The sequence below is a fragment of the Lactobacillus sp. ESL0791 genome (assembly GCF_029433255.1).
In the GTDB taxonomy this organism is placed as follows: Bacteria; Bacillota; Bacilli; order Lactobacillales; family Lactobacillaceae; genus Lactobacillus.
Genome location: NZ_JAQTHU010000001.1, coordinates 464,726 through 491,025, shown reverse-complemented (window position 1 = coordinate 491,025; position 26,300 = coordinate 464,726). Strand labels below are relative to the sequence as shown.

Sequence of the window (26,300 nt, the reverse complement as noted above, 5' to 3'; positions counted from 1 at the left end):
AAATACTTATTGACATGCGATAAAAATTTAGTTAAATTAGTGCTGTGATATATTAGTATACTTAAGCCTGAAAATATTTTTATTCCATAAGCTTAAATACAAGGAGGTACGATTTGTGCTTAAATTAAGCGATAATTATTTAGAAAAAAGCGCTGACTTTGCAGCCCAAGGAATTATTGTTCCGAAATACGATCAAACTGAAACTACTTCTCAAACCGAAAAAAACCCAGTTTGGGTACATTTTGGCGGGGGAAACTTATTTCGCTGTTTTCATGCGAAAATTGCCCAAGATTTATTAAATCAAGGCAATATGTCCAGTGGGGTTATTGTTGCGGAAACTTATGACAACGAGGTTATTGATAAGATCTATCACAATTATCAAAATCGCATATTAAGAGTAGTAATGAACAGTGACGGAAGCTTGGAAAAAGAACTCTTGGCTAGTGTGGGAGAATCTATTTTTTTCAATCAAAGTAATCCTGACGGTTGGAACAAATTGACAGAAATTTTTACTAAGTCGTCCTTACAATTTGCAACTTTTTCAATCACTGAAAAAGGGTATGCCTTAACCGATGTTAACGGCAATTTAACAGCACTTGCTCAATCTGACATAGAAAATGGGCCTGAAAAGCCGAAAACCAATATGGGGGCAGTTGCCCACTTATTGTATTCACGATACAAAGCCGGTAAATTACCTATTGCCATGGTCAGCACCGACAACTTTTCACAAAATGGATTGAAATTAGAAAATGAAATCTTGCGAATTGCTAATGGATGGCTAAACAATGGTTTTGTTGACGCAGCTTTTATCGATTATCTTAAAAATCCAGCGAAAGTTTCATTCCCATGGACAATGATTGATCGAATAACGCCCAATCCAGCTGAAACTGTTGCAAATCAATTAAAGAAAAGCGGATTTGCAGATACAGAAATTGTCCACACTGACAAACATACTAACATTGCTCCTTTTGGCAATACTGAAAAGATCCATTACTTAGTAGTTGAAGACAGCTTCCCTAATGGTCGGCCTGCTTTAGAAAAAGCTGGTGTCATCATGGCGAATCGTGACACTGTTAATGATGCCGACCAAATGAAAGTCACTGCCTGCTTGAATCCTCTGCATACAGCATTGGCTATCTTCGGTAATTTACTTGATTACACTTCAATTGCCGATGAATTAGCTGATAAAGATCTGCTAGATTTAATTAAGAATTTAGGATATTGCGAAGATTTGCCTGTGGTTAAAGACCCCAAGATTATCAATCCCAAAAAATTTATCGATGAATTGATTAATTTGCGTTTGCCAAATAAAAATATTCCAGACACACCACAAAGAATTGCTAGTGATACTTCACAAAAAATTCCAATCCGTTATGGCATTACCATCCAGCATTATATTGATAACCCACAGCTTGATCAAAGAAGCTTGGAATTTATCCCACTTGTTTTAGCAGGTTGGTGCCGTTACTTGATGGGAATAGATGATAAAGGAGAGGAATTCACTCTAAGCCCTGATCCATTGTTAAGCGTCCTAAAACCAAATGTAGGTAATATTTCTCTAGGCGATACCAATATTAACGTTCATGAAGCCTTAAAACCGATTTTATCTAATGACAGCATTTTTGGTAATGATTTATATAGGATTGGTCTTGCCAACAAAGTTGAAGATTATTTCCAAGACTTTATTGCTGGAAAAGGTGCTGTTCGAGCTACTTTGCACGATGCTGTGCAAAATCAAAGCTACTGTTTTTAATTACAAAGGAAGATTTTATTTATGAAAAACATGGGATTTCGCTGGTATGGCGAACATGATGACTCTATCAAACTAACAGAAATTCGCCAAATTCCGGGTGTATCACAAGTAGTTGGCACTTTATTTGATATTCCAGCTGGTGAAGTTTGGCCCAAGAAGCAAATTAAACAGCTAAAGGAGCAAATTGAAGCCGCTGGATTAAAACTCGAAGTTATTGAATCAGTCAATGTTCATGATGATATTAAAATCGGTTTGCCAACAAGAGATAAATATATTGAAAATTATATTCAAACTATTCGTAATTTAGCTGAATATGGTGTTAAAGTCATCTGTTACAATTTTATGCCGGTTTTTGACTGGGTCAGAACCGACCTGCATTACCCATTACCAGATGGTTCAACTGCCATGGCTTTTGAACAAAAATATATTACCGATGATCCTGAAAGCATTGCTAAAGCTATGCAAAAAAATTCTAACGGTTACGTACAAGCCGGCTGGGAACCTGAAAGAATGGCAGAAATCAAACGTTTAATGCAGGCATATGAAGGCGTTGACACTGAAAGATTAACTGCCAACTTAAAGTATTTTTTAGATGCCATTATCCCCGTCTGTGAAGAATGCGACGTCAAAATGGCTATGCATCCAGATGATCCACCGCGTCCATTATTTGGTTTACCGCGAATTTATAAGAACCGTGAAGACATGCTTAAAATTGAGCAATTACATGAATCACCATATAACGGTTTCACAATTTGTTGCGGCAGTTTGGGAGAAAATCCCAAGAATGATGTTCCGGCAATTATTCGCGAATTTGCTGCTAAAGATCGCGTTTCTTTTATCCACGCACGCAATATTAAATTTATCAACGACGCTGGGGACTTTCATGAATCAGCTGATTTATCAGCAGACGGATCCCTTGATATGTACGAAATTATGAAAGCATTGTATGACAACAATTATACCGGTTACATCCGCCCAGATCATGGACGCGATATTTGGGGCGAAAATGGCCGCCCAGGTTACGGGTTATATGACCGCGCGTTAAGTATTTCATATCTAAATGGTCTATGGGAAGCTATCGATAAAGACCGCAAATAAAATGGCTATGCATTAAATTCAAGGAATGAAAAATAATACTTAATTTAAAAACACTTTAGGCAACTGCGCTTAAAGTGTTTTTTAGTGCAGCATTCTTAGACCATAATAAAAAGTCATGAAGGCTAATTGTTCCTCCATGACTTTTCTAACAATATTTATTTATCAGTACAGTGCAATTTTGTATAAATAGAATTTTTTTCAGCAAAGATCCTCAAGAGGAAGCTACAGTGATAAAAAATCGTATCATTCAAAATATTCACCGTAATCTTTTTTCAAAGTTGGTTCCTCATCAATCATTCTATGCAAGTGACTAGAAAGTAGTTCAACAGCTTTTTCAGTTTGCTTATCTCTAGCAGCTTCTAAAATTTGCTTGTGTTCATCAATCAACGCATCCCAAGATAAAGACTTGCTACGCAGTCGCAATACACGAAATCGATTTAACTGCATATTAACCATTTGCAGCCAATTCCAAACCTGTTCCCGTCCAGCAACTGTATAAAAATAATGATGAAATTGCTCATCCTGCTCAAAAAACCGCATATCATTATGACTTGTATCTGCTTCAAGCTTTTGGCGCTCAATTATCTGTCGCAAAATCATAAAATTATAATCAGTTAACTTAGTAATGGCTTCCTGAATGATTCTTGTCTCAATACTTTCACGCATAAAACGAGCATCTTTCGCTTTTTGTAAATTAATCTTAGAAATATAAGTTCCAGATTGGGGTATTGCAGTAATTAAGCCTTCTTCACGCAATTGTAAAATCGCTTCTCTAATCGGTGTCCGGCCTATCTGCAATTCTTCGCCTAAATCTTTTTCCGATATTTTTTGACCAGGTAAATATTCAAGACTAATAATTCTTCGTAAAATTGTATTATAAACTTGCTCTTTCATGGTTGAAATCATTGCCATTGTTAATGACCTTTCTTGATTAAATAATATTTAATTATATCATACACTTTTATATTCTCTATTTTATGAAAATCACAATACTAATTTGCATGCTTTTTAGATGGAAACTTGGTGTTAGTTTACCCCACTTTACTGCTTATAGATTCTAAGACAGGCATTCTGCCATTTAGCTATATTAAAAAAGAGCAGGCTCATTATGAGCTTGCTCTCTTACTACAGGGCCCGCTTTCTTAAAGAAAACGTGTGGCTACTTCTGTTCACATCAGGTTGGCCAAACACCGGCACTTCCCGTGCCTGCCACCAAAGGCGGGTGTCCCCGTTCACAAATTACGCATCTCGCGTTTTTTGTCGACTCGCAAGAATTATTATACTAGTTTTCAGGCTAATTGCAAATTAAGCATTCATTGTTTCAATATCAATTGTTTTATCAATCCAGTCGCCCTGGAAGAAGTCACGCTCGTGGCTGACGATAATCACGCCGCCGGGAAAATTAATGATAGCCTTACGCAAGGCATCCTTGGTATTGGCATCCAGGTGGTTGGTCGGCTCATCCAAAAAGAGAAGGTTAGCCGGTTCAAACTGCATCTTGGCCAATTTGACCTTTTCCTGCTCACCACCGGATAATTTTTTAAGCGGGCTCATTGCTTGTTGGGCGGTTATCCCCATCCGGGCCAGCGCCCCCCGCAATTCTTTTGGCTTCTTGCGCTCATATTCTTCCTGCAGATACTGCAGCGGCGTCATATTATTATTCGGCCAAACCAGATCCTGCTTAAAGTAAGCTATTTTTGCGGTTACTGACAAATCATAGGAACCATAGATTGGCTTTAACTGCCCTAGTAATGTCTTGAGCAGCGTCGTTTTACCGATTCCGTTAAAACCAGTAATTGCTACCTTTTCGTTTCCACCAACCGAGAAGTTAAAGGCCTCTTTCACCAAAGCCTGGTCATAGCCAATAACCAGGTCCTGTGTCTGCAGCAACAGGTTAGAGGCTGTTTCCACATAAGGGAAGTCAAAGCGTGCCTGCCGGTTGTTTTTCGGCGGCTGCAGGATATCCATCCGTTCCAGTTGCTTTTCCCGGGATTTGGCACTCTTAGAACGGGTGCCAGCCTTGTTTTTACGGATATAAGCCTCGGTCTTCTGAATCTTGCGCTGCTGGTTAGCATACGCCTTCAAGTATGTTTCGCGGTTGGCCGCCTTTTGCCGCAAGGCCTGCTTGAGCGTCCCCGTGTAGCGCGTGATCGTACCAAAGTCAACATCGATAATACAGTTGGTGATCCGACCTAAAAAATCATAATCATGGCTGACAACAATAAAAGCACCAGCAAAATTGTTCAAATAGTCAACCAGCCAATCAATGTGCGAAACATCCAGGTAGTTGGTCGGCTCATCTAACAGCAAAACATCAGGTTTTTGCAGGAGTAATTTTGCCAAAATAATCTTGGAACGCTGTCCGCCGGATAGTTTAGCCACATCATGATCGTAACCCAAATCGGCTAATCCAAGCCCTGAAGCCACGCGCTCAATTTCCGTATCAATTCCGTAAAAATTATTTTCTTCAAGGTAAGTTTGCACCTTACCGGCCTTTTCCAGCAGCTGGTCATCTCCATCTGCTGCATAATCGGTGTAGAGCTTACTCAACTCTTGTTCTTTTTGGTATAGCTTGGTAAAGGCTGTCCGTAAAAATTCCCGAATCGTCACACCGGCACGCAGTTTGGCATACTGGTCAAGGTAACCGACATCTACCTTGTTCTGCCACTTCACCTGTCCTTGATCGGGAACCAATTCACCGGTTAAAATTTTGATCAGAGTAGATTTCCCCACACCATTTTGACCGGTAACCCCCATGTGATCTTCCTTATTTAAGACAAAATTCGCATTTTCATAGAGCGTCTTATCAATAAAGCCCTGTCCTAAGTCTTTAACTGTCAGTAAACTCATTTTTCCGCCCTTTCCAATAGCGTAATTCTTAAAACAACTTTTTTAGTATAAACTATTTAGCCGTAATATCGCTGCTTTCCTGTTTTTGTTACAAATTGTAATATTTTTGACATATTTTCGTATTATTTATACAAATAAATGTTATAATAGCTTTATCTAAATTATAGAAGGAGTTCCCCATGAACAAGAAACGCATTTTAACTTTAACTGCTGCTCTAGCATTAGCTGGCAGTACCCTAGTGTCAAGTTCAGTTTTAGCTGCCGACAATACTTCGACCGCAGAGAAAGCAAGCACTGCTAAAAAAATGCCGACTGAAAAGTATCTTGCAGCTTTTCCTCAAACAATACGCGGCACTTGGTACAATTACGTCGGCAATAAGCTTTGCAAAACCGTTATCGGCAAAAAAGAAATGACAATTTACATTAACGGCAAAAAAGATCAATATTTCACCTTACATGCCTATGTTAACCATAATGCAGTGACCACCAACAAAGCCACTCTTGCCAAAACCAAGCATTGGGTTTGGGCAGAAAAAACTACCGACCACAAGCTTGATTGGCTCCGAATCCACGGCTGGAGCGATGCCGCTGGTGCCGGAATGTTTGTTAACCTCAGTAAAATTAATAGTCACAAAGTGTTGACTACGGCTAGTGGTGCTGGTGTCTGGGTAGAAGGCCATGCTTACCAAACGCCAAAATTAGCTAAAAAATTGCAAAAGAAACGTTATTCGCAATTTGCATATCAAGAATAAAAAAAACCTAGCAAGCTCTGCACAGAATCTTGCTAGGTTTTTTATTTCGATTAGTAACCAAAATAATAAGCAGAATCTGGATCCTGTGTCTGCTTCAAATACGCACTAAAATACGGCAAAGTGTATTCAACATAGCCGTACCCACTGGGAACAATTAAGTAGCGTTCTAGTGCTCGGCGCCGGTACTGAGAAACATAGCTTTTTGACTTGTGCATCCCCGCAACAACATCCTGAAACTTCCGCCGCTCATTGACATTCAGCAAATACAATTGATCGTTTTTGGACAAACCAACAAAAATCTTCTGATAGGCATTTTCAAACAACTGCAATTGGTATTGCACAGCAACCTCTGTCAATTTTTCCAAAGTCGGATTGGCATCAGACTTGATTTTTTCAAAATATAACCAGCCGAGCAGCTGGAAACCATACGAATAGCCCTTAGTCATTTGGGCCATCTTATTGGCAATTTGCAATGAGCAATTAAAAATAGACCGATAGCTGGTTATTACATCAGCCGTATTTAAGGACGACATTTTTATCTTTTCTGAGCGCAACAAAAATGTCAGTTTGTCTTCGTTCTGAATATCCAAAATTAAATCAGGCAGACCCGTCATAATGACATAAAGAGGATATTCTGCACGCTTAAATGAACTGTAAGTTTGGGCAAAATCTTGAATTGCCTTTGAATTTGTCACTTCGTCTATTGTGACGACAACAAATTTGCCCCGCCGTTTTACTTCTTCCATTAATTCTTCAAGTATTTCATCAACCTCAGGCGTTTCAACGACACGTCCAACAGTCAGACCGCCAATGCTAAATGTATTAATATTGTTAAACAGCCTATTTACCCGCGAATGCAGCTGTTGGTCTAACTTATGCGCCAAACTTGTTAAAATTCCCTCCCTATTCAGCAGGTCGACATAATAACAGTTTTCATCCTGTTTAAATTCATTGGCGATCTGCGTTAAAAAGGCAGTTTTACCTGAGCCGCGGACACCAGTGATAAAAAATGAACGTGAAAACTGACTCTCCTTGATTAAATTAACCAGATCAGCGACCTGCTTTCCCTTATCCAAAAAAATTTGGGGAACATCACCAAAGGTCGGGTTAAATGGATTTTTCATAGCTTTCCTTTTTTAGACTTTTTTAGACTTCTGCTTTTATTTTAGACTTTTTTAGACTTTTTGCCAAAAATAAAAACCACCAAGCTAGCTCGCTCAATGATTTTACTTAATTTTTATAACCCAGCCTGTTCACGTTCCTGCTCATACTTCTGCAAAGCCGCCAAAACATGAGCCCAGTGCCGCTTCGGTATAATCAGCTGCAGCTGATCATGGTAAATCGGAAAGTCCGTTGCCTTTAAGCCTGTCAGTCGGGCTAACTGCTCGTCTGTTAACCGATACTTACGCGTTATTCTTTTGATTTCAACCGACGCATGTCCCCGGAACCACGATAAAACAAAGAAAAACACAGCAGAAACACCCGCAACAATCATTGCCATTGGTAACTTAAAATGAAATGTCCGCCAGCAAACAAAGATAACGGCAATAAAAGCAATCAGGGCAGAAATAAAACCATAAATAATTGGGAACAACGAACGTTTCTGCATAATTTTCTCCTTTATTCTAAAATTGGACTAATCAAACGGGCTCCAATTATTCTGATTAGCCGCATCATAACTGTCATCCTCAAGCTTTGCCTGTGCATTGTTATCAGCAGCAAGTGCCTGATCATAAAGCTGATAATTAGTAAACGCGGCAGGATTTTTCCAATCGATGCTGTTATACTTATCATTCAGGGCATTCAGCTGCGTTTCCGCATTATCAAGGGTTGTTACATGCAAATTCAAATTGGTACGAATTTGACTGGAAGCCTTTTGCAAAACCGGCGTTGGGGCCACCTGAATTGAAGACCCATTGATCCACGCATCATGCCCCTGAATATAGCCGCTTTTGACATTTTTCATGCAGCTGCGGTAATTCAAAGCCAAAGCAATCATGTCATTAAAAGTTAGATTGGTTTTGACATACTTATCAAAAATTTCAGCCAATTTACGGTAATTAGCGAGTGTATCAACCGAAACTGCCTTGTGCGCAACTGCCATAATCACCTGGCGCTGCCGCTCTTGCCGGCCATAGTCTCCACGAGGATCTTCTTTACGCATTCTAACATAGGCAACCGCGTGACGTCCGTCTATATGCTGCTTTCCTTTATGAAAGCTGGCCCAATCATAGGTAAAAGTAAACGGCACTTTAACATCAACCCCGCCAACCGCGTCAACCAGGCTGCTCAAGGCTTTCATATTTACTTCAACGTAATAATTAACCGGCACGTTCAGCATTGCAGAAACAGTTTTGGCAGCCGCTTTATTGCCGCCAATTTCGTAAGCAGAATTAACGCGAAACATTGAATATTTATTTCCGGGATCCCCCAAGATATCCACCAAGGTATCACGGGGTATCGAGGTCATTGTTGCCTTATTTTTACTTGGATTAGCAGTTGCCAAAATCAAGGTATCGGAATTACCCTGATCATGGCGGCCCTCAATTCCCTGGTCAACCCCAAGAATTAAAACAGAAATCGGTTTTTTCTGGGCAATCAGGGCAGAGGTAGCCTCATTGCCGCCATTGCCATCAATTGCGGTGTGAATTGTAAAATACATGTGGGCGGCCCACGCTAAGCCGCAGCAAGCGGCAAGAACAATGGCAATGCCAATTATTCGAGCAAAACCATTGCCGGATTTTAACATTCCCACCGAACCAGCTAGGACCTGGTTGCGTTTGAGGCGGGAAGCGTAGCGATGCCGCCGGTAATCTTCTCGACGTTTGGATTTTTGATCCATTATTTATATTATTCCCTTTCAAAAAGTTATATAAATTTATTTGTAACACTTTTAAATTACGAATAAAATGATATTAATCATAATTAATAATATCTTATTTTTTGTGTTTACTACTCAAGTCATTAACATTGTTAGTATAAAAGGAGAAACAAGATGGCTATTCCAAAAAGAGCGGACGTTCCAGAAGAGTTAACCTGGGACCTAACCCGTGTTTTTAAAACTGATCAGGACTGGGAAAACGAATTTACCCAAGTAAAAAAAGAGATTGAACAACTAACCACTATCAAAAATGCTTTTACCGCATCCGGCAAAAATTTATACAAAGGACTGACACAAATTCTAGCCGTTAACCGCCGCTTCGAAAAGCTCTATGTCTATGCGACTATGTCCAGCGATGTCGATTCCGGCAACGCCCATTATTTAGGCTACACTGCCCAAGCACAAAGTCTTGGCAGCAAATTAGAAGCAGTAACTTCCTTTATCGCTCCGGCAATTTTACACATCCCTGAAGAAAAGCTGGCGGCCTTCAGGCAGGAGGAACCGCGGCTAAAGAACTACGACCATTTGCTTGACGAAATCACACGAAAACGGCCGCACACCTTATCCACACAGGAAGAAAAAATCGTTGCCGTGGCTAGCGACGCAATGGGGGTATCCGAAAACACCTTCAACGTGTTGACTAACTCAGACATGGAATACGGTTACGTGCAAAATGATGACGGCGAGATGGTTCAGTTATCGGATGGTCTCTATTCCCTCCTCATTCAATCACAAAAGCGAGAGGTTCGTAAAGATGCCTTTGATGCCTTGTATGCCACCTACGGACAATTTGAAAACACTCTTGCTTCCACCCTGTCCGGCGTCGTCAAAGCACATAACTTTGACGCCCAGGTGCATCATTATAAATCAGCTCGTGACGCCGCTTTAAGCAATAATGATGTGCCAACGGTTGTTTATGACACGCTGCTTGAAGAAGTCAACCATCATCTCGACCTGCTTCACCGCTACGTTGCCTTGCGGAAAAAGATTTTGGGGATAAAAGACCTGCAAATGTGGGACATGTACGTACCGTTAACGGGCAAGCCGGCACTCAGCTATAGCTTTACAACCGCCAAAAAAGAAGCCAAAAAGGCTCTGGCACCTCTTGGCGAAGATTATCTCAAGCACGTTGATTACATCTTTAACAACCGCGTCATCGATGTGGTTGAATCGCAAAACAAGGTCACGGGGGCCTATTCCGGCGGGGCCTACGACACTGACCCCTATGAGCTGCTGAACTGGGAAAACAATCTCGACTCGCTTTACACCCTGGTTCATGAAACCGGCCATTCGGTTCACAGCTGGTATACACGGCATACACAGCCATATGTTTATGGTGACTACCCGATCTTTGTTGCCGAAATCGCCTCAACAACCAACGAAAACATTTTAACCGAATACTTCCTGGATCATGTGACCGATCCGAAGACCCGCGCCTTTGTCTTAAACCACTACCTTGATTCCTTCAAGGGAACGCTTTTTCGGCAAACCCAGTTTGCTGAATTTGAGCAATACGTTCACGAGGAAGATGCAAAAGGCGAGCCGCTGACTGCCGACCGCTTAAACCAATTTTACGGTGACTTAAACCAGCGTTATTACGGTGACAGTGTGGAGCCGGGCGGTGATATTGCCAAAGAATGGGCCCGCATCCCGCACTTTTACTACAACTTCTATGTCTACCAGTATGCCACCGGCTTCGCTGCCGCGACTGCTTTAGCCAACAACGTTGTCCACGGAACACCGGCGCAAAGGGATGCCTACATCAACTATCTCAAATCCGGATCAAGTGCATACCCTGTTGACATCATGAAAAGGGCGGGCGTTGATATGACCAAACCAGATTATCTTGAAACGGCCTTTGCCACTTTTGCCGACCGCTTAGACGAATTAGAAAAGCTAATCGAAAAATAATTTTAAAAAGCACTTGTAAATTAGGCTGACAAATAATATAACAGATAAGGAAAGTAAAATTTCTCACATCAAGTAAAAACCACTTCGCAATGAAGTGGTTTTTACTTTGGTTATTTTTCCTTGTATTCTTTCCAGAAGCGCCATGCCAATTTCTGATATAATTCACAGCCCGCTAAATAATCGGCCACCGGAATATTTTCATTTGGCTGGTGAGCGGTCTCCTCTGGAGCAGGTCCCAAAATTATAATTGGAAAATCGTTATCTGCCTGAATATATTCGGAAGCATCTGTTGCCCCCGTTCCGGCAACAAAGTTGCTTTCACGGTGAAGCTCATCCTTAACAACCTGGCTGGCAAACTTTGCCAAGCTTGTTTCCGCCTGACTTGGCAGCGGTACTTCCGGAAAACTATAACGAATTGATAACTCTGCCCCTTGCTGATTAAGTTCGGCGATGATGCCTTCCAGTTCATGCATAATCTGCTTGTTAGGGTAAAGCGGCGTTGTCCGGATATTCCCAGACAGCCACGCATTATCGGGAACAGAATTAATCTGCGTGCCTCCTTGAATCTGACTAATCACATGAGTTAACGATCCCAGAATCGGATCCTTTTTCTGGTGACTGTCCATTAATTTTTGTGCTTTTTGCGCAAAGGCGACAAGCGGCATAATTGCATTTTTACCCGCTTCTGGTGTCGACGAATGCACGCACACACCCTTAGAAGTGACATAATAATCAATGATGCCCTTGTGGGTAACACGCACATTAAAATTAGACGACTCCCCAATTATTAAACCATCCAAGTCATCGGCATAGCCCTCCTTGGTTAACTGGGCAGCACCGTATTCGCCGGTTTCCTCGCCGACCGAGGCCAGCAGTCGCAAGCGGCCCGGCAATTTTTTGCCGCTATTGAGCAAATCAAGCATTGCCACCACCATTGCTGCTAAACCCGACTTCATGTCGCAGGTGCCGCGGCCATAAATTTTGCCGTCATGAATTGTTGCCTGAAAAGGCGGGTAAGTCCAGTTAGCGGCATCCCCGCTGCTAACCACGTCTTCATGTCCGGAAAAACCAAGCAAAGGGCCATGATCGCCCATCGTCACAACCAGGTTATCACGCCCCGGTGCATAGGTTACACGCTCAATTTTGACCGGGTAACCCGCAAACAAATCTGTTAGATAATCCGCCACTTTGCTTTCATGATCATTGTCCGACTTAATTGCAATCAAATCAGTTAAAATCTTTAAAGCCTGTTCTTTTTCCATGATTACGCCTCTAATACCTTAGCTAAAAATTCTTGGGCCCGTGCTGTCTTGGGCTGAGCAAAAAACTCCTGCGGTGTAGCCTTTTCCTGAATATAACCATCGGCCATAAACCACACCTGATCAGCCACATTCTTGGCAAAGCCCATCTCATGGGTGACCACCACCATTGTCATCCCCTTTTGAGCCAGATCCTGCATTACTTTCAATACTTCACCGACCATTTCTGGATCAAGTGCAGATGTTGGCTCGTCAAAAAGCATTACTTCGGGATCCATCGCTAACGCACGGGCGATGGCCACCCGCTGCTGCTGACCGCCAGAGAGGCTAGCGGGATAAGCATCTGCCTTATCGGCAAGTCCAACCTGGTCTAACAGTGCAACGGCCTTACCTTCTGCTTCCTCATCGGGCAAGTTTTTGACTTTCATCGGCGCCAACTTCAAATTTTCAAGGACACTCATGTGCGGAAAGAGGTTAAACTGCTGAAAGACCATACCCATTTTTTCACGTAAATTGTTCAGTTGGTCCTCACTTAAGGCGGTCAATTCTTTGCCTTCGAATAAAACTTTCCCCGCAGTCGGCTGATCCAGCAGGTTCAAGCAGCGTAAAAAAGTACTTTTGCCGGCACCAGACGGGCCAATCAGACAAATTACCTGGCCATCTTTAACCTCTGCATTGATGTCTTTTAAGACCTCATTGTGACCAAAATTCTTTTGTAAATGCTCAGTGGCAATAATCGGTGCATCTTTAGTCATGATTCATCTTCCTCTCAACTATTTTCATCAAACTGGACAAGCTAAACGTAATAATAAAGTACAAAATCATCGTGATTACCAGTGGCATGACTCCACGGTAGGTGTCAGCCTGAACAATCCGTGACTGGTAAATCAAATCTTTGACCCCGATAACCGAAACAATCGAACTTTCCTTAATCAGCGAAACAAATTCATTACCAAGAGCCGGCCAAATATTTTTCATTGCCTGCGGCATGATTACGTAGCGCATCGTTTTCGTCCGCGACATTCCCAAAGACCGTGCCGCTTCTGTCTGCCCTTCGGCAATCGAATTAATGCCCGACCGGATGACCTCAGCAACATAAGCAGCCGAATTAAGCGAAACAGCAATGATTCCCGATAACAGCGCCGGAATATTAACAATGACACCTAAGCCAAAGTAGATAAACAGCAATTGCACCATCAGCGGCGTACCCCGGATAAATTCAATATAGGCGGTAGCAATTGAGTGGGCAACCTTATTGTGGCTCAGACGCATAAAGGCTAAAAGCATTCCCAGCAAGAAGCCGAAGAAAACGGAAATTGCCGAAATAAATAATGTGTATAACACGCCAGCAACAAAGAAGTCCTTGTAGGCCCACATTGAATTCGAGGCCTTGACAGCCGCCTTGGATTTGCCAGATTCTAGATATTTACCAGCTTTAGGCAGGTATTTTTTATTAATCAAATCTTTGGCTTTAATTTCTGCAATTGACTTGTTGGCCGCATTCACTAAGCTCTGTGCGCCTTTATGAAAAGCAACAGCCGAACCGCCAGAATCAATTTTGAAGCCTGAAGGGATTGCCTTGATGCCCGTTGTATTTTTGGCAAAGGCGGCAGCCGTCGCCGTATCAACCGCAACCGCATCAAACTTCTTCGTCTGCAGTCCCAAAATCAGGTCACTGTCTTTATCCATCGTTTTCAACGTGGTCTTTTTCGCCTGCTCCTTAATCAGATTCGCCTGCAGACTACCTGTCTGGGCTCCGATGGTTTTACCAGCAAAAGAATGGTAATCATGGTACTTGCTGGCATCTGCTGTCCTGATCAGCAGGTCCTGACCACTCTTGTAATAGCCGTGGCTGAAGGCAACACTTTGTGCCCGTTTGGGGGTCGCATCCATGCCGGAAATAACCATGTCGACTTTACCGGTTTCGAGGGCAACCAGCAGGGAATCAAAATCCATTGTTTTCACTACCAGCTTGACACCCATGTCATGAGCAATCTTCTTACCGACCTCGATATCCATTCCCACAACGTGTGATTTGCCGTTAATATTCTTGATAAATTCGTAAGGCGGAAAATCCGGGCTGGTACCCATGACAATTTCACCTTTTTGCTTAACTTTTTGTAAATAATTGTCTGTTGTTTTGGGTGTTTGGGCAGCTTCTGCAACATTGTTTACACAACCAACCAGCAAAAGCAGTGCCGCAAACATTGCCAAAATTTTCTTAAACCATTTCAATTCTTTGTTCATTATCTGTTCTCCCATTTTGCATCAGTGTCATTAAAACGAAATGATTAAACTGCATCGGACTTTTTTATTTTCAAAAAGCATTTTTGACCTCCTAAAGATAAAAAAACTCGCCCCTTCTCACATTACGTGAGAAGAGACGAGTTTTTACCCGCGGTACCACTCTTGTTGATACAAAGTATCCGCTTATTAATTTACTAAATTATCAGCCTAAGCACGCCTTCATTCAATCTTCCAATTTGCCTTCCATCAACCGCAAATTCGCTTTCTAGAAAAATGAATTACTACTCCTAAACTTGTTAAGTAGAAATTATAGCAGAAAAAAATATATTGTCCAACACTTTTTTCATCAATTATTAAAAAAATGTTAATTATAGCAGGGAGATATTTTATTTTTAAGCTTGGGAAGCACCAGAAACGGCATCATTGCCGCTGTCTTTTTCTTGATTATCCTTAGTCACAGGATAAGGCTTAATTCTTGAAGGATCAGTATTGGACTTCAAATCATCAGCAGTATAGTTAATATGGGTCAAGCGGGCATGCTTGATGTCCTCGATAGTCTTGCAGCCGGTTAATTGCATGTCAATCTTTAATTCATCATTCAATTGATCAATAACCGATTTCACGCCCTTAGGACCGCCAAGTGCTAAGCCGTAAAGGTAAGGACGGCCGATGCCGACAAGGTCAGCGCCCAATGCCAAAGCCTTGAAAACGTGAGAACCGCGGCGGACGCCGGAATCAAAGATAATCGGCACACGGTGGTTAACTGCCTGGGCAATTTCCGGCAGCATGTCAATCGTTGCTGGTCCAGAATCAACCTCACGGCCACCATGGTTGGTTACGTAAATCCCATCAGCACCGGCGCCAAGAGCAATATAAGCATCTTCAGCGCACATTACACCCTTGACAATGACTGGCAGACCAGACATTTCCTTAATTTTACGGACATCCTCGGGACCAATCTTTTGTGCGGATGAAGCATACATCTCGGCAACGGTTTGGCCTTCACCCTTACCGCCTTGGTAACGGGTAAAGAAGTCTAGCGGCACTGGAAAAGCAAAATTGGTTCTAATGTTAGCTTCACGATAGCCTGATACTAAGGCATCGACTGTCAAGATAATACCTGCATAACCGGCTTTTTTAACGGCATCAAAGACCATCTTGTTAAATTCCCAGTCCTTACTTAAATAAAGCTGGAAAAGGCGTGGCGCACCCGGTGCTGCTGCGGCAATGTCCTCAACGCTCTTGTTGCCATAAGTACTGGATGAGAAAAGTGCACCAGCGGCAGCGGCACCCTTCTGGGTGGCTACCTCGGCATCCTTATGCGCAATTCCGTGGCAGGCAATCGGAGCGATCATCACTGGGGTCTTTAATTTCAAACCCATAAATTCGGTATCCGTCTGCGGATTATCCATGTCGGTCAGTGCCCGCGGCACAATTTGAAAATGGTTGAAAGCAGTGGTGTTGTTGCGCCATGTCCATTCATTTTCTGAACCGGATGCGATGTAGTAATATGCCCCTTCGGTCATAACCTTTTTTGCACGTTCCTCAAGTTCATCGAGATTAACCATCTTAATCTCTTCGTCACGATCACTTTGGGGAAATCCATTATAATAAGTTGTCATTGTTTTAGCTCCTTTGAAAATTGGTAAACTTAATTATTATAACTAAAAATACTGCTTTAGTTCAATTAATAATCTGCTTAAACTTTCTTCACATGCAATATGATAGCTGATAACTTATTTGCTGCAAACGGTTTATCCCTTAACTACAAAAAATACTTGACGAAATGCAATTATTTCACGGTAAAATATCGTCCACAAATTTAAATTCTAGTCACCAACTCAAGCAGCTAATTCTTTCACATGATTCTTTGACAGCTAATTATTTTATTCTGTCAAGGTTATCACGCATGTGTATTTTTTATTTAAATTTAAAAAGAGCAAATTTAATTCTATAATTATATAGGTATATAACAAATACTTCATCAACAGTTAAAATACATAAACCATTTGAACAGAAGGATTAACAAAATTATGTTTAAAAAATAGATTAACCGCAAAAATGACTTTAGTGCAAAATTAAAACTTATTAGAATTTGCTTACTAAGAAGAAACAACAATTGACAATTTTTTATAATCAGATAAAATATTCATATAAGGTCGAAGGACGAGATCGACAAAAAAGAAAACGTTCTTAGGTGAAAATGTCGAAGGACGAGATCGACAAAAAAGAAAACGTTCTTAGGTTGACAGAAGAGAAGATTTTTCTTCTCTTCTTTTTTTAGGAATAAAGAGATGACAAAAAATTTTAATAATACAATATATTTTTATTTAATGACAGATAGATTTTTTTCTGATTTTTCTAATTATGATGAATTTGAAAGAAAAAGTAATCGTGGTCATGGAGTAATATCGTTTGCAATTAATAATGAATTACTTGCTATTCCTTTAAGATCAAGTTTATCCCCCAAATTAATAAACGCAAGACACTTGTTTCCTTATAAAGTTTATCAAAAAGCTAATGGCAATAAATATTTAAAAGCTTTAGATCTTAGTAAATTAATGTTTATCAAAGAATATCATGTTAACCAAACGATAGAATATTTTTTTCAAGATCCTAATGAAAAACAATTTTATATAAAAAATATCAACAGAATCTATACTAGAACCAAAAATTATATCGGTACCTATATTAAAATTTGCAATAAAATAGACCAAGGTAAAGAGATCCAGAAATATGAATTGAAAAAGTACCGTTATTCAACCCTAAGAAACTTTCATAGTAAACTTGGGATACCAATTTCTAAGCAAGCATTTATCGAAGCACTAAAAAATAATAACTATTAAAAAAGATGACAGAACTTGCTGCCATCTTTTACTTTATTTATAATCTATGTTTAGCCATGTGAACAAAATATGTGACTAAGTAAATCACAACCTCAATCACCGCAATGAAAAATGTTACGGGTAAATTTGTCACAAAGCCCAAGTACAGGCCAATCCAGACACCAACCAGGGCAAAGAAGACGGACCAGCCGATCATCGCCGGAATTGTGCGACCGATATAATTCGCCGTTGCCGGCGGCAATGTCAGCAAGATAAAGACCAACAGTGAGCCGACAATCTGCGCCCCAATTGAAACCGACATCGCCAAAGTGATCAAGAAAATCACGCCGACAATTCCCGTCTTAAGACCGTGAGCAAGAGCACCGATGTGGTCAAACGAATCAAAGTTGAGCGGCCGCTGAATCGCCAAAATCATAATTAAAACAATCACCGACAAGACAACCAGTTGAATGACTCCCTGGGTATCAACCCCAATAATGCTGCCAAATAAAATATTGGTCGCATAATTGCTGTTTGTCCCCGAAATTGCTAAAAATAAAACTCCCAGCCCCACAAATAAGGCAGAAATCGCACTGATCGATGATTCCTTTTGATCGCTGTGCATCGACAGTTCGCCAACACTGATTGACCCCAGAAGCGTAAACAGCAGCATCCCCCACAAGGGGGCAATTCCCAGCCAAACAGCAAAGGCCGCACCAGCAAAGCCGATTTCCGACAAGGTGTGCGCCAAAAAACTGAACTGGCGGGCAACCACGTAGACTCCAACCGTTCCACAAGTAATCGCAATAAATGTGCTAGCCAAGAAAGCATTACGCATAAATCCGTATGCAAACATTATTCATAAGCCCCCTCAAATTGTGCCATTTTTCCCTGCTTAATCGTGCCGTGATCTAGGTAAAGATAATCCTTCATGTAGTTCTGAGCGAGCGGCAAATCATGGGTAACAAACAAAACTGTAATCTGATGTTTTTCATTCAGATGCCTGATCAGCTTCATCAATTCATCTTTGGCCATGGGATCCAAGCTGGCTGTCGCCTCGTCTAAAATAATCATATTGGGATTATCGAGGAGCGCCTGAGCCAAATACGCCCGCTGCTTTTGCCCACCGGAAGCTTCACCCATCCGCGTGTTTTTGATTGTCAGCAAATTAGTTTCTTCCAATTGGTGATCAATCGCCTTTTTAATCTTATTCGTCTTAATGACCGGCGCATTCAAGCCAACAAAAGCACCGATTGAAAGGGGGTATTCCGCATCAATATTTCTAAACTGCGGAACATAACCCAAACGAACATCGGAAGAAAAATGAAAGCTGCCGCTCGTTGGCGTCAGCAGTTTCATTAAAATACTAATCAAGGTCGTTTTTCCCGTGCCATTTGGGCCTAAAAGTGCTGTCATGGAGCCACGTTTTAAACTAAAATTTAAATCTTGAAAAACTATTTTTTTATCGAATTTCATCGTTAAATGATTTACTTCTAAAATATTGCCCATACTGCACTGCTCTTCTATTTTCTGTTAAAAATTACCCTTTTTGACAAACTGATTAACGGCTATCTGATAATACTTTTTACCCGCAATCTTCACGCCGCCACCATAAGTCTTAACGTTACTGCCCCGATAAAGTTTGCGGTAACCAACCCGGTAACCCTTGCTGTTATAAATGTAGGCATTATGCTTCACGTAACGCGATGTGCCGTTGGCGTTGCTGGCCACAATATATTGGTTAAGGCCAATCTGCAGGTACTTTCTACCATCAATCTTCTTGTCACCGTAAATCGTCAACTTGGTGCCAGATTTCTTCATTGCTGCATCCGTTGCTTGGCCGTTTTCATCATAAACCACGGCATTATGAATCAGCGTCTTGGTACCAACCGGTTTAGGCAGCGTCGACTCAGTTGGTGTCGTCGGCGTTGTTGGAGTCGTTGGTGTGGTTGGTGTAGTAGGTGTAGTAGGTGTGGTTGGCGCTGTCGGCGTGTCAGCTGGATTACTGCCGGGCGTATTAGTATTCCCCGTATTTGTGCCGCCTTGTGAATCATAATAATACTGAACAAGGTCACAAAATTCATCCATCGAATAACCCCATTTAGCAAAGTAGCCGTCGGGATCGGTATGATTAGTACCGCCTAAAAACTTGCTAACCGCATTGTGCGACCAAATTGTTCCCTGACCGTTATGTGTTGCATTAATGGGCGTAAGATTGTAGTGATGCAGCAGCTGGGCAACATAAATCGCATCGTTGTTGACACCCTTGGCAAAATCGGCCTCGTTATTTTCCTCACACAATTCCACCTGAATGAAACGGTTGTTAGCCTCCGGGCCCGCACCCCAGACACCATAATCCGGCGACGTCATCTGAATAACACCGGTTTTATCAACAAAAGCGTGAACATAGCTAGAAATGTTCATCCACTCGCGGTTGAAATAAATCGCCTCATTACGAGCAGTTGCACCCGGAGTCGCCGTTTCATGAATAACCACACCTTCGGGCGCACCATTGCGGTATGTGATGTTGTTGGCAGCAAAGGAATTGTACTTAATACCCTCCTGCTCCAGCATTTGCTGGGCATCAGTCACACCGCCAAAGCTATCCTGCTTGGCTATGTCGTTAATGCTGCTGGCCTGAACTTGAACCTGACTGGCAGCAGCTGCCGGGACCACCACACTGGCCGCTAATGCCAGTGCCGTGACTAATTCTTCTATTTTTTGTTTTTTCATAATATTTCCTTTCCTAAAAATTATTTTTCAGCAACGCGCGCTAATTTTTGGTAATTACTGTTCATCCACTCAAGGTAAGTTGTATTATCGGGGATTGTTTCCCGAACCGAAATCACCGGAACGCCATGTTGTTTTGCTAATTTAATAAAATTGTTGACAGTCGCACTCGAAGCTTGGGAATTATTGACAAAGAAGGCAATTTCGCGCTTCTTGATTTTTTCCGTCATTTCCTGCACCATCTCCGGGCTTGGATCTGTGTCATTCTGAATCGCCAGCTCAAAATTCTGGTTGCCGACTTTCAGGTGGGCCTGGGCCAGGGCATAATCAAACACCGGTTCACTAGCATAAACAGGCTTACTATTTTGCCCGTCAATTTTTGCTGCTATCTGCTTAATGTGTGCAACTTTACGCAAATAATTTTGGCCGTTTTGATGGTAATAGGACGCATGCTTAGGATCCAATTTAGACAAACGCTTAACCAGATAATTAACATACTTTACCGGCATATCCAAATCATACCAGATATGCGGATTAGCACCCTTCTGCAACCCCAACAGATCTTCACCAACAAACACCGGCTTCTTATCAACAGCCGAAGCCAACTGGTTCATCCAGCTGTCATAACCCAAACCGTTGGCAACGACAATATCTGCATTGGATAATTCCTTGGCATCACTCGTTTTAGGCTCAAAATCATGGGGATCAATTGCGCCATTTCTGATCAACGCGTCAGCTTTACCATACTTGCCCACAACATTTTGCGCAATATCGGAATAAACGTTGGTTGTCGTCACAATTGCTATTTTACCGCTTTTCTTAGGCTTTTGCGAACAAGCCCCCAGAAGCAGCATAACCATTCCTAGTAAAGCGAAAACCGTCAATAATTGTTTTACTTTGCCAAAACTTTTCATCAATTTTCCTCTTCGATAAGCGACATAATTTCACTATCTAAATCGTCACTTAGATTGAATTTTCATTAATCGTAATTAATACGATTTAAATATAACATAATTACTAGGCATGTCAATTATTTTCCTATTAAATTTGCTTTACAAGAATTATCTGAACATAGATCATTGTTAAACTTGCAGATTGCGTTTGTGTTTTATAAATGTAATTGCTACTATTTATAGAATTAATAAAAATGTTTGTTTCTTAACCCATTTACAATAATTATTAGGTTTTTTCACAAGGCAAAGGTGTTAAACTAAGAATGCTTAACTACTTTAAAAGGTTGCGGAGATAAATTGATGGATAAACTAACAATTGCATTAAATATTTTAAAAGAGAATCATTACAAGTTAACCAAGCAGCGCAAAGAACTGATTGGTTACCTCTACAAACATGAAGATTACTACATTTCCCTGACTCAGCTTGATAAACACCTGCGGCAGCATTTTTCCAATATGAGCCACGATACCATTTACCGCAATGTTAAGGACATGCAGCAAATTGGAATTTTGGAAACTAAAATGTTCCCTAGCGGCTTGCGCGTCAAGTTTCAGTGCGATTTTATTTCTGCCGGCCATAGTCACTTTATCTGTCAGGAATGCGGACGCACGGTTGAGCTGCCGCTGCCAGACTTTACCAAGGCCAAGATGCAGCTGGCAAACTGCAAAATCAACACTTACCAGGTTGAAATCGACGGCCTGTGCGACCAGTGCCAGAGTAAACAAAAAATAGGATAGAATTAACTCCATCCCATTAAATAAAATTTTAACAAATCAATTTTTTATTACATTGACGACTTTTTAAAAGAAACCAATTAAGACACCAACAGTTGCTACAACCAGCAGAATCAACATTACCTTGGTCGGGCCATAATGTTTAAAGGAAATTAGCCACCAAGTAAATAGAACCAAAATCAACGGAATTAGTGCTGGGAAAAAGCCATCCAAAATGGTTTGTAATCCCTCAGTTTTATTCCCAAAAGGAATTTTAACGGCTGTGTTTGCACTAATCAAAGATGCCGATAAGCCGCCAATAACAATAATTCCCAATGTAGTAAACATATTCGTCAAGCGTTTGGCACTTTCGCCCATTAGCTTATCAATCGAGTTAACCCCTAATTTATATCCACTTCTAAAAGCAACAATTGTAATTGTGGTTGCGATAACTGCATATGCAACAATATAAAAGATTGGGCCAATCATGCTGCCGCCTTTCGACAAGCCCATCGCAATTGACAGCAAAGTTGGAATTAGGATCCCTTGCATTAACGAGTCACCAATTCCAGCAAGTGGTCCCATCAAGGAAGCTTTAACTGTAACAGGCATTTCTTCGTCAACGGCCTTATTGCCCATACCAATTTGCTCTTCAAGTGAAGCGACAATCCCGTTAACTAATTGACCGGTTTGTGGCTCAGTATTATAAAAGACAGAGTGCCTAGTTAATAACCGTTTTTCAGCTTCAGGATCGTCTTTATAATATTTATGAGCAAGCGGCACATAGGCCCAAGCCCACGAAGCACCATGCATCTTTTCATAACTCATAGCAGATTCGGTCAAAATACCATAGCGTAGGAAGATTGAACGTAATTCTTTCTTAGTTAATCTACCTTTATTATTCTTAGTCTGATCTTTTTCCATTGTAATTTTCCCCCACCTTTCTAGAACATATCATCATCTTCATAATCACCGGAGTTTGTAGCAGTAGCGCTTGGATTAGCCGCTTCGGCCTGAGGTTGCGCTTTACTCTTGTTTCCAGATGAAAGAAAGAGAACATAGGCAACAGTAACTGCAATAAATACCAGGCCAATGATGCTCATCTTACTGAAAGCAACCAAAGCAAAGCCAAATAAGAAGAAAATTAACTGAGACTTCTGCTTAATCAAAATATTCATCAACATTGCAATTCCTAAAGCAGGCAGAACACCACCAAGTAACGTAACAATATCTGTGATTTGCTTAGGAACAATCGCAATCAGCTGTTTAACAGCATCTGCACCAAGATAAATTGCCAGCCAAACCGGCACAATTCTAACTATCGCTTGAACAATTTGCGGGTAAACAATCTGCTGCATTAAAAGTCCGTGTTCATCGCCTCTTTGACAAGCTTGCTCTGCCTTTCTATTGAAATAAGAAAAGCCAGCCATCTTCAAATTATAAAAAATCAAGCCAAAAGTCTGGCCAATAAATAAGGCGAGGGCAACTGCAATTGCCGGATCCTTTGTTGTCGCCATTGCCAAACCAATGCCGCCATAACCAGCAAAAGTTATTTCTGTATTCGATGTGCCTCCAGTATGCATTGAAGCAATAAAAACAGCCTGAACGGCTAATCCACAAAGAATACCTGCTTTAACATCACCAAAAATTATTCCACATACAAAACCTGCTATTAAGGGACGTCCTAAGATATAGAAACCGCCAACGACCCCATATACCCAAGGTGTATCAACAGCTCCCAAGTAACAGAAAATTCCGACAAGCAAGGCTCTAAAAAACAATAAGCCATTCATAGTTATTCCTACTCCTTACTCTTTAACGAATTATATTTATCTCTGATTTCTGGCCATAATTTTGCTTCATCAGAGGGCAGCAATTGAAAAGAAATTTTTACTCCATTATTGTACATATATTCAAATGCATCGTAATCATCTTGATCTAATGCCAATGTACGGCCAACTACAATTGCCCCACTTCTTGTATTCATGGGACCCACATTCAACTCTTTGCCAAAATCTGCACCATTTTTCATTAACTTGGCAAAAGTTTGTGGTGAATTCGAAATTAAAAAGAAACTATGCTTTGAGTTCTTTCCCTGTTCAATCTTCTGCGGTCCTTCTGCATCATGGTAAATACCCAATTTATAATCACCAGCAGCACCTTTTAAAACCTTAGCTCTTAATTTATCATTGACAATTGCATCACCAACTACTAAAAAGCCATCGACATCACGTTCTTTTGACCATCTTGTCATCGTTTGACCGTGAATTACACGGTCATCTACACGCACCAAAGTAATAGCCATTATTAATGCCTCCCATCAAAATTCTATTTCTTGGCTCTTTTTTTCATCTTCCTCAGCCTTTTTAATTCCTTTGTGTCCTGCATCAATTGCAATCTCTACTAAATCATCCAGCTTGGTACCATTTTCAGCTGCAAAGGCTGTCTCAAGCAGCATTCCCAAGTTCAGGCCACTAACAACTCCGATTTTCTCTGGATTTCTTAAATAAGCAGCATAACTTTCGTTGTATGGTGTACCACCACAAAGATCACATAAAATCAAAATACTTTCTGTTTTATTTGCTGACAAATATTGCGTAAGTCTTTTTTTATATTGTCCAGTATCATCAGGTGTTAACGGTAATGCTATTAATAAATTAGACTTACCCGCTAACATTTCATAGCTTTCAAGAATTCCAGTACAAAAGCCCCCATGTGAGGTTATTATTATTTTCATGACAATGCTCATTTCCGATAAAGTACAGAAGAAATTTGATATTGGTCAGTTCTCAATAATACCTCTGAACATTCAATTGGTTCATCTTTATTATCAAAGGTAATCTGACCAAGATTTAAAATTGGTGAATGTGGACGTAAATTAAGTATTTTGGCTTGATCTGCATCCAATTCTTTCGCAGAAAAATTTCTTATTCCGTATGCAATTTTCATTTTTTGATCAGTTTCGATCGCATCAAATAACCCTATTTTACTAAAATCAAAATTGGGAAGATTTGGGCATTTTTTTACTGAGATCCAGTTGTAAAGTAAAATTGCGGGAACCCCGTTAACACAGCGCTTTCTAATTAAATAAAATACTTTGTCGTTTTCATTTAAATGCAGACGTTCTTTTATCTCAAGATCTGGTTTGATTTTATTAAATGCCAAAACGGTAGTTGTAAAATCAAGCCCCATTTTCCGCATTGATTCTGAATAAGAAATCATTTCTTGTGCAAACGGATACGATACTTTTTCTCGCGTAACAAACGTTCCCTTGCCTTGGATCTTTTCTAAAGCACCTTCATTAACTAATTGCGCAATTGCTTTTCTTATGGTGCCTCTACTTACAGAAAGTAGCCTTTCTAGTTCTTCCTCTGTAGGTATTTTTTCACCTTTTTTGAACACACCGTCTTGAATTTGTTGCTTTAAACCATTAACAATTTGTAAATATAACGGCTCCGATGAATTAGGTTCAATATTTATTTTTTTCAAGATTATCAACACGCTTTCGTTAGAATTGCTATAAAATGTCTTACTTCCTATCTATATCAAATATTATAATATTTCTCTTCTTTATAAGGAAAAAGAGTGAATGTGCTCAATTTTACATATCCCTTTAAAGCTATCATTCACTCTTGAATAAATATTTTATTTACTTTCAATAATAGCTGGACCAGCACTTGTTCCTAGTAAAACCGCACCTGCATCAAGTAAGCTAACGGCATCTTTCCAATTACGGATACCACCTGAAGCTTTTACCAAAGCTTTGTCACCTGCAATTTGCTTCAACAGCTTAATGTCTTCAACCGTTGCATGACCGCCTTTACCCCAACCGCTGGAGTTTTTGACATAAGTAATTCCAGCTTCAATTGCCAATTCAGCTGCCTTGATTTTTTCATCATGGTTAAGCATCCCGAATTCCAGCATAATTTTAGTAACCTTACCGTTGGCTGCTTTAACTACAGCGGCAATTTGATCCCGATAAGCATCATAATTACCTTCCTTGATGAACCCAATATTAGCCATAAAATCTAATTGATCGGCTCCCATTTCAAAGACTTGCTTTGCTTCAAAAACTTTTGCTTCGGTAGTGTCAGCGCCCATTGGAAAACCTAAGGCTGTACATACTTGAATTTTGGTTCCCTTCAATTCTTCAACTGCGGTTGGCACCCACTCTGGATTAACCATTACCCCATTAAAACCGTACTTCTTGCAGTCATCACACAAATTAATAATGTCCTTCTTGGTTAATTCCGGATTAACATTAGTGTGTTGAATTTTTGCAGCTAATTCTTCTTTTGTTATTTCCATTATTAAAATCTTCCTTTTC

Annotated in this window: 25 protein-coding genes; 6 read left to right on the top strand and 19 right to left on the bottom strand. The window is 40.7% G+C overall.

Annotated elements, in window-relative coordinates; translation table 11 throughout:
* The first annotated feature begins 115 nt into the window (after window positions 1–115).
* Together PT285_RS02375 and uxuA are read left to right on the top strand one after the other, a co-directional pair.
* Window positions 116–1,753, top strand: a complete 1,638-nt coding sequence (locus PT285_RS02375; protein ID WP_277147609.1) for a mannitol dehydrogenase family protein — start codon at window positions 116–118, stop codon at window positions 1,751–1,753.
* A gap of 21 nt (window positions 1,754–1,774) precedes the next feature.
* Window positions 1,775–2,851 carry a mannonate dehydratase gene (gene uxuA, locus PT285_RS02370; RefSeq protein WP_277147608.1) on the top strand — a complete coding sequence of 359 codons (1,077 nt, stop codon included), beginning with the start codon at window positions 1,775–1,777 and terminating at the stop codon, window positions 2,849–2,851.
* Between the two features lie 243 nt (window positions 2,852–3,094).
* On the opposite strand, the gene PT285_RS02365 is transcribed toward uxuA, so the two are convergent.
* Together PT285_RS02365 and PT285_RS02360 are read right to left on the bottom strand one after the other, a co-directional pair.
* On the bottom strand, window positions 3,095–3,763 hold the full coding sequence (locus tag PT285_RS02365) for a GntR family transcriptional regulator (protein WP_277147607.1): 669 nt from the start codon (window positions 3,761–3,763) through the stop codon (window positions 3,095–3,097).
* 393 nt (window positions 3,764–4,156) lie between these two features.
* Window positions 4,157–5,701, bottom strand: coding sequence for an ABC-F family ATP-binding cassette domain-containing protein (locus PT285_RS02360; RefSeq protein WP_277147605.1), 1,545 nt, complete (start codon window positions 5,699–5,701; stop codon window positions 4,157–4,159).
* Between the two features lie 179 nt (window positions 5,702–5,880).
* Between PT285_RS02360 and PT285_RS02355 the strand changes: the two genes are divergently transcribed.
* Window positions 5,881–6,453: a hypothetical protein gene (locus PT285_RS02355; protein WP_277147603.1), complete on the top strand. Its 573-nt coding sequence runs from the start codon at window positions 5,881–5,883 to the stop codon at window positions 6,451–6,453.
* Between the two features lie 50 nt (window positions 6,454–6,503).
* Here PT285_RS02355 and PT285_RS02350 read toward each other — a convergent pair whose 3' ends face one another.
* From PT285_RS02350 to PT285_RS02340, 3 genes are all read right to left on the bottom strand, one after another.
* Window positions 6,504–7,577 carry an ATP-binding protein gene (locus PT285_RS02350; RefSeq protein ID WP_277147601.1) on the bottom strand — a complete coding sequence of 358 codons (1,074 nt, stop codon included), beginning with the start codon at window positions 7,575–7,577 and terminating at the stop codon, window positions 6,504–6,506.
* A 113-nt stretch (window positions 7,578–7,690) separates the two neighbouring features.
* Entirely contained in the window at window positions 7,691–8,062 is a 372-nt protein-coding gene (locus PT285_RS02345) for a hypothetical protein (protein ID WP_277147599.1), read from the bottom strand.
* Window positions 8,063–8,089: 27 nt separating this feature from the next.
* Window positions 8,090–9,295 carry an LCP family protein gene (locus tag PT285_RS02340; protein WP_277147597.1) on the bottom strand — a complete coding sequence of 402 codons (1,206 nt, stop codon included), beginning with the start codon at window positions 9,293–9,295 and terminating at the stop codon, window positions 8,090–8,092.
* Window positions 9,296–9,448: 153 nt separating this feature from the next.
* Here PT285_RS02340 and pepF point away from each other — a divergent pair, with 153 nt between their 5' ends.
* Window positions 9,449–11,245, top strand: coding sequence for an oligoendopeptidase F (gene pepF / locus PT285_RS02335; protein WP_277147596.1), 1,797 nt, complete (start codon window positions 9,449–9,451; stop codon window positions 11,243–11,245).
* 110 nt (window positions 11,246–11,355) lie between these two features.
* On the opposite strand, the gene PT285_RS02330 is transcribed toward pepF, so the two are convergent.
* From PT285_RS02330 to PT285_RS02315, 4 genes are all read right to left on the bottom strand, one after another.
* Entirely contained in the window at window positions 11,356–12,507 is a 1,152-nt protein-coding gene (locus PT285_RS02330) for an ArgE/DapE family deacylase (protein WP_277147595.1), read from the bottom strand.
* Between the two features lie 2 nt (window positions 12,508–12,509).
* The gene (locus tag PT285_RS02325) at window positions 12,510–13,259 is read right to left on the bottom strand and encodes an amino acid ABC transporter ATP-binding protein (protein WP_277147594.1); all 750 of its coding nucleotides are present in this window, start codon (window positions 13,257–13,259) and stop codon (window positions 12,510–12,512) included.
* Window positions 13,252–14,751 carry an ABC transporter substrate-binding protein/permease gene (locus tag PT285_RS02320; RefSeq protein ID WP_277147593.1) on the bottom strand — a complete coding sequence of 500 codons (1,500 nt, stop codon included), beginning with the start codon at window positions 14,749–14,751 and terminating at the stop codon, window positions 13,252–13,254. Before PT285_RS02320 ends, PT285_RS02325 begins: the two co-directional genes overlap by 8 nt.
* 392 nt (window positions 14,752–15,143) lie before the next feature.
* Entirely contained in the window at window positions 15,144–16,373 is a 1,230-nt protein-coding gene (locus PT285_RS02315) for a lactate oxidase (RefSeq protein WP_277147592.1), read from the bottom strand.
* Between the two features lie 672 nt (window positions 16,374–17,045).
* Here PT285_RS02315 and PT285_RS02310 point away from each other — a divergent pair.
* Window positions 17,046–17,597, top strand: a complete 552-nt coding sequence (locus tag PT285_RS02310; protein WP_277147591.1) for a hypothetical protein — start codon at window positions 17,046–17,048, stop codon at window positions 17,595–17,597.
* A gap of 37 nt (window positions 17,598–17,634) precedes the next feature.
* Here the strand turns inward: PT285_RS02310 and PT285_RS02305 are convergent, their stop codons facing one another.
* The 4 genes from PT285_RS02305 to PT285_RS02290 are packed head-to-tail and all read right to left on the bottom strand — an operon-like array spanning window position 17,635 to window position 21,223.
* Window positions 17,635–18,432 (bottom strand): metal ABC transporter permease, encoded by a 798-nt coding sequence (locus PT285_RS02305; RefSeq protein ID WP_277147590.1) that lies wholly within the window; start codon window positions 18,430–18,432, stop codon window positions 17,635–17,637.
* The gene (locus PT285_RS02300) at window positions 18,432–19,085 is read right to left on the bottom strand and encodes a metal ABC transporter ATP-binding protein (protein WP_277147589.1); all 654 of its coding nucleotides are present in this window, start codon (window positions 19,083–19,085) and stop codon (window positions 18,432–18,434) included. Before PT285_RS02300 ends, PT285_RS02305 begins: the two co-directional genes overlap by 1 nt.
* A 24-nt stretch (window positions 19,086–19,109) precedes the next feature.
* On the bottom strand, window positions 19,110–20,309 hold the full coding sequence (locus tag PT285_RS02295; RefSeq protein ID WP_277147588.1) for an SLAP domain-containing protein: 1,200 nt from the start codon (window positions 20,307–20,309) through the stop codon (window positions 19,110–19,112).
* Between the two features lie 20 nt (window positions 20,310–20,329).
* Window positions 20,330–21,223 carry a metal ABC transporter solute-binding protein, Zn/Mn family gene (locus PT285_RS02290; RefSeq protein ID WP_374211456.1) on the bottom strand — a complete coding sequence of 298 codons (894 nt, stop codon included), beginning with the start codon at window positions 21,221–21,223 and terminating at the stop codon, window positions 20,330–20,332.
* 336 nt (window positions 21,224–21,559) lie between these two features.
* Here PT285_RS02290 and PT285_RS02285 point away from each other — a divergent pair, with 336 nt between their 5' ends.
* Window positions 21,560–21,997: a Fur family transcriptional regulator gene (locus PT285_RS02285; protein ID WP_277147586.1), complete on the top strand. Its 438-nt coding sequence runs from the start codon at window positions 21,560–21,562 to the stop codon at window positions 21,995–21,997.
* 63 nt (window positions 21,998–22,060) lie between these two features.
* On the opposite strand, the gene PT285_RS02280 is transcribed toward PT285_RS02285, so the two are convergent.
* The 6 genes from PT285_RS02280 to deoC form a co-directional block, all read right to left on the bottom strand.
* Window positions 22,061–22,897 carry a PTS system mannose/fructose/sorbose family transporter subunit IID gene (locus PT285_RS02280; RefSeq protein ID WP_277147585.1) on the bottom strand — a complete coding sequence of 279 codons (837 nt, stop codon included), beginning with the start codon at window positions 22,895–22,897 and terminating at the stop codon, window positions 22,061–22,063.
* Between the two features lie 20 nt (window positions 22,898–22,917).
* Entirely contained in the window at window positions 22,918–23,766 is an 849-nt protein-coding gene (locus PT285_RS02275) for a PTS sugar transporter subunit IIC (RefSeq protein WP_277147584.1), read from the bottom strand.
* 8 nt (window positions 23,767–23,774) lie between these two features.
* On the bottom strand, window positions 23,775–24,278 hold the full coding sequence (locus tag PT285_RS02270) for a PTS sugar transporter subunit IIB (RefSeq protein ID WP_277147583.1): 504 nt from the start codon (window positions 24,276–24,278) through the stop codon (window positions 23,775–23,777).
* Window positions 24,279–24,293: 15 nt separating this feature from the next.
* On the bottom strand, window positions 24,294–24,710 hold the full coding sequence (locus tag PT285_RS02265) for a PTS sugar transporter subunit IIA (RefSeq protein ID WP_277147582.1): 417 nt from the start codon (window positions 24,708–24,710) through the stop codon (window positions 24,294–24,296).
* 8 nt (window positions 24,711–24,718) lie between these two features.
* Complete coding sequence (locus PT285_RS02260) at window positions 24,719–25,462, bottom strand: GntR family transcriptional regulator (protein WP_277147580.1); 744 nt, start codon at window positions 25,460–25,462, stop codon at window positions 24,719–24,721.
* 156 nt (window positions 25,463–25,618) lie between these two features.
* Window positions 25,619–26,281: a deoxyribose-phosphate aldolase gene (deoC, locus tag PT285_RS02255; protein ID WP_277147578.1), complete on the bottom strand. Its 663-nt coding sequence runs from the start codon at window positions 26,279–26,281 to the stop codon at window positions 25,619–25,621.
* Window positions 26,282–26,300: the final 19 nt, after the last annotated feature.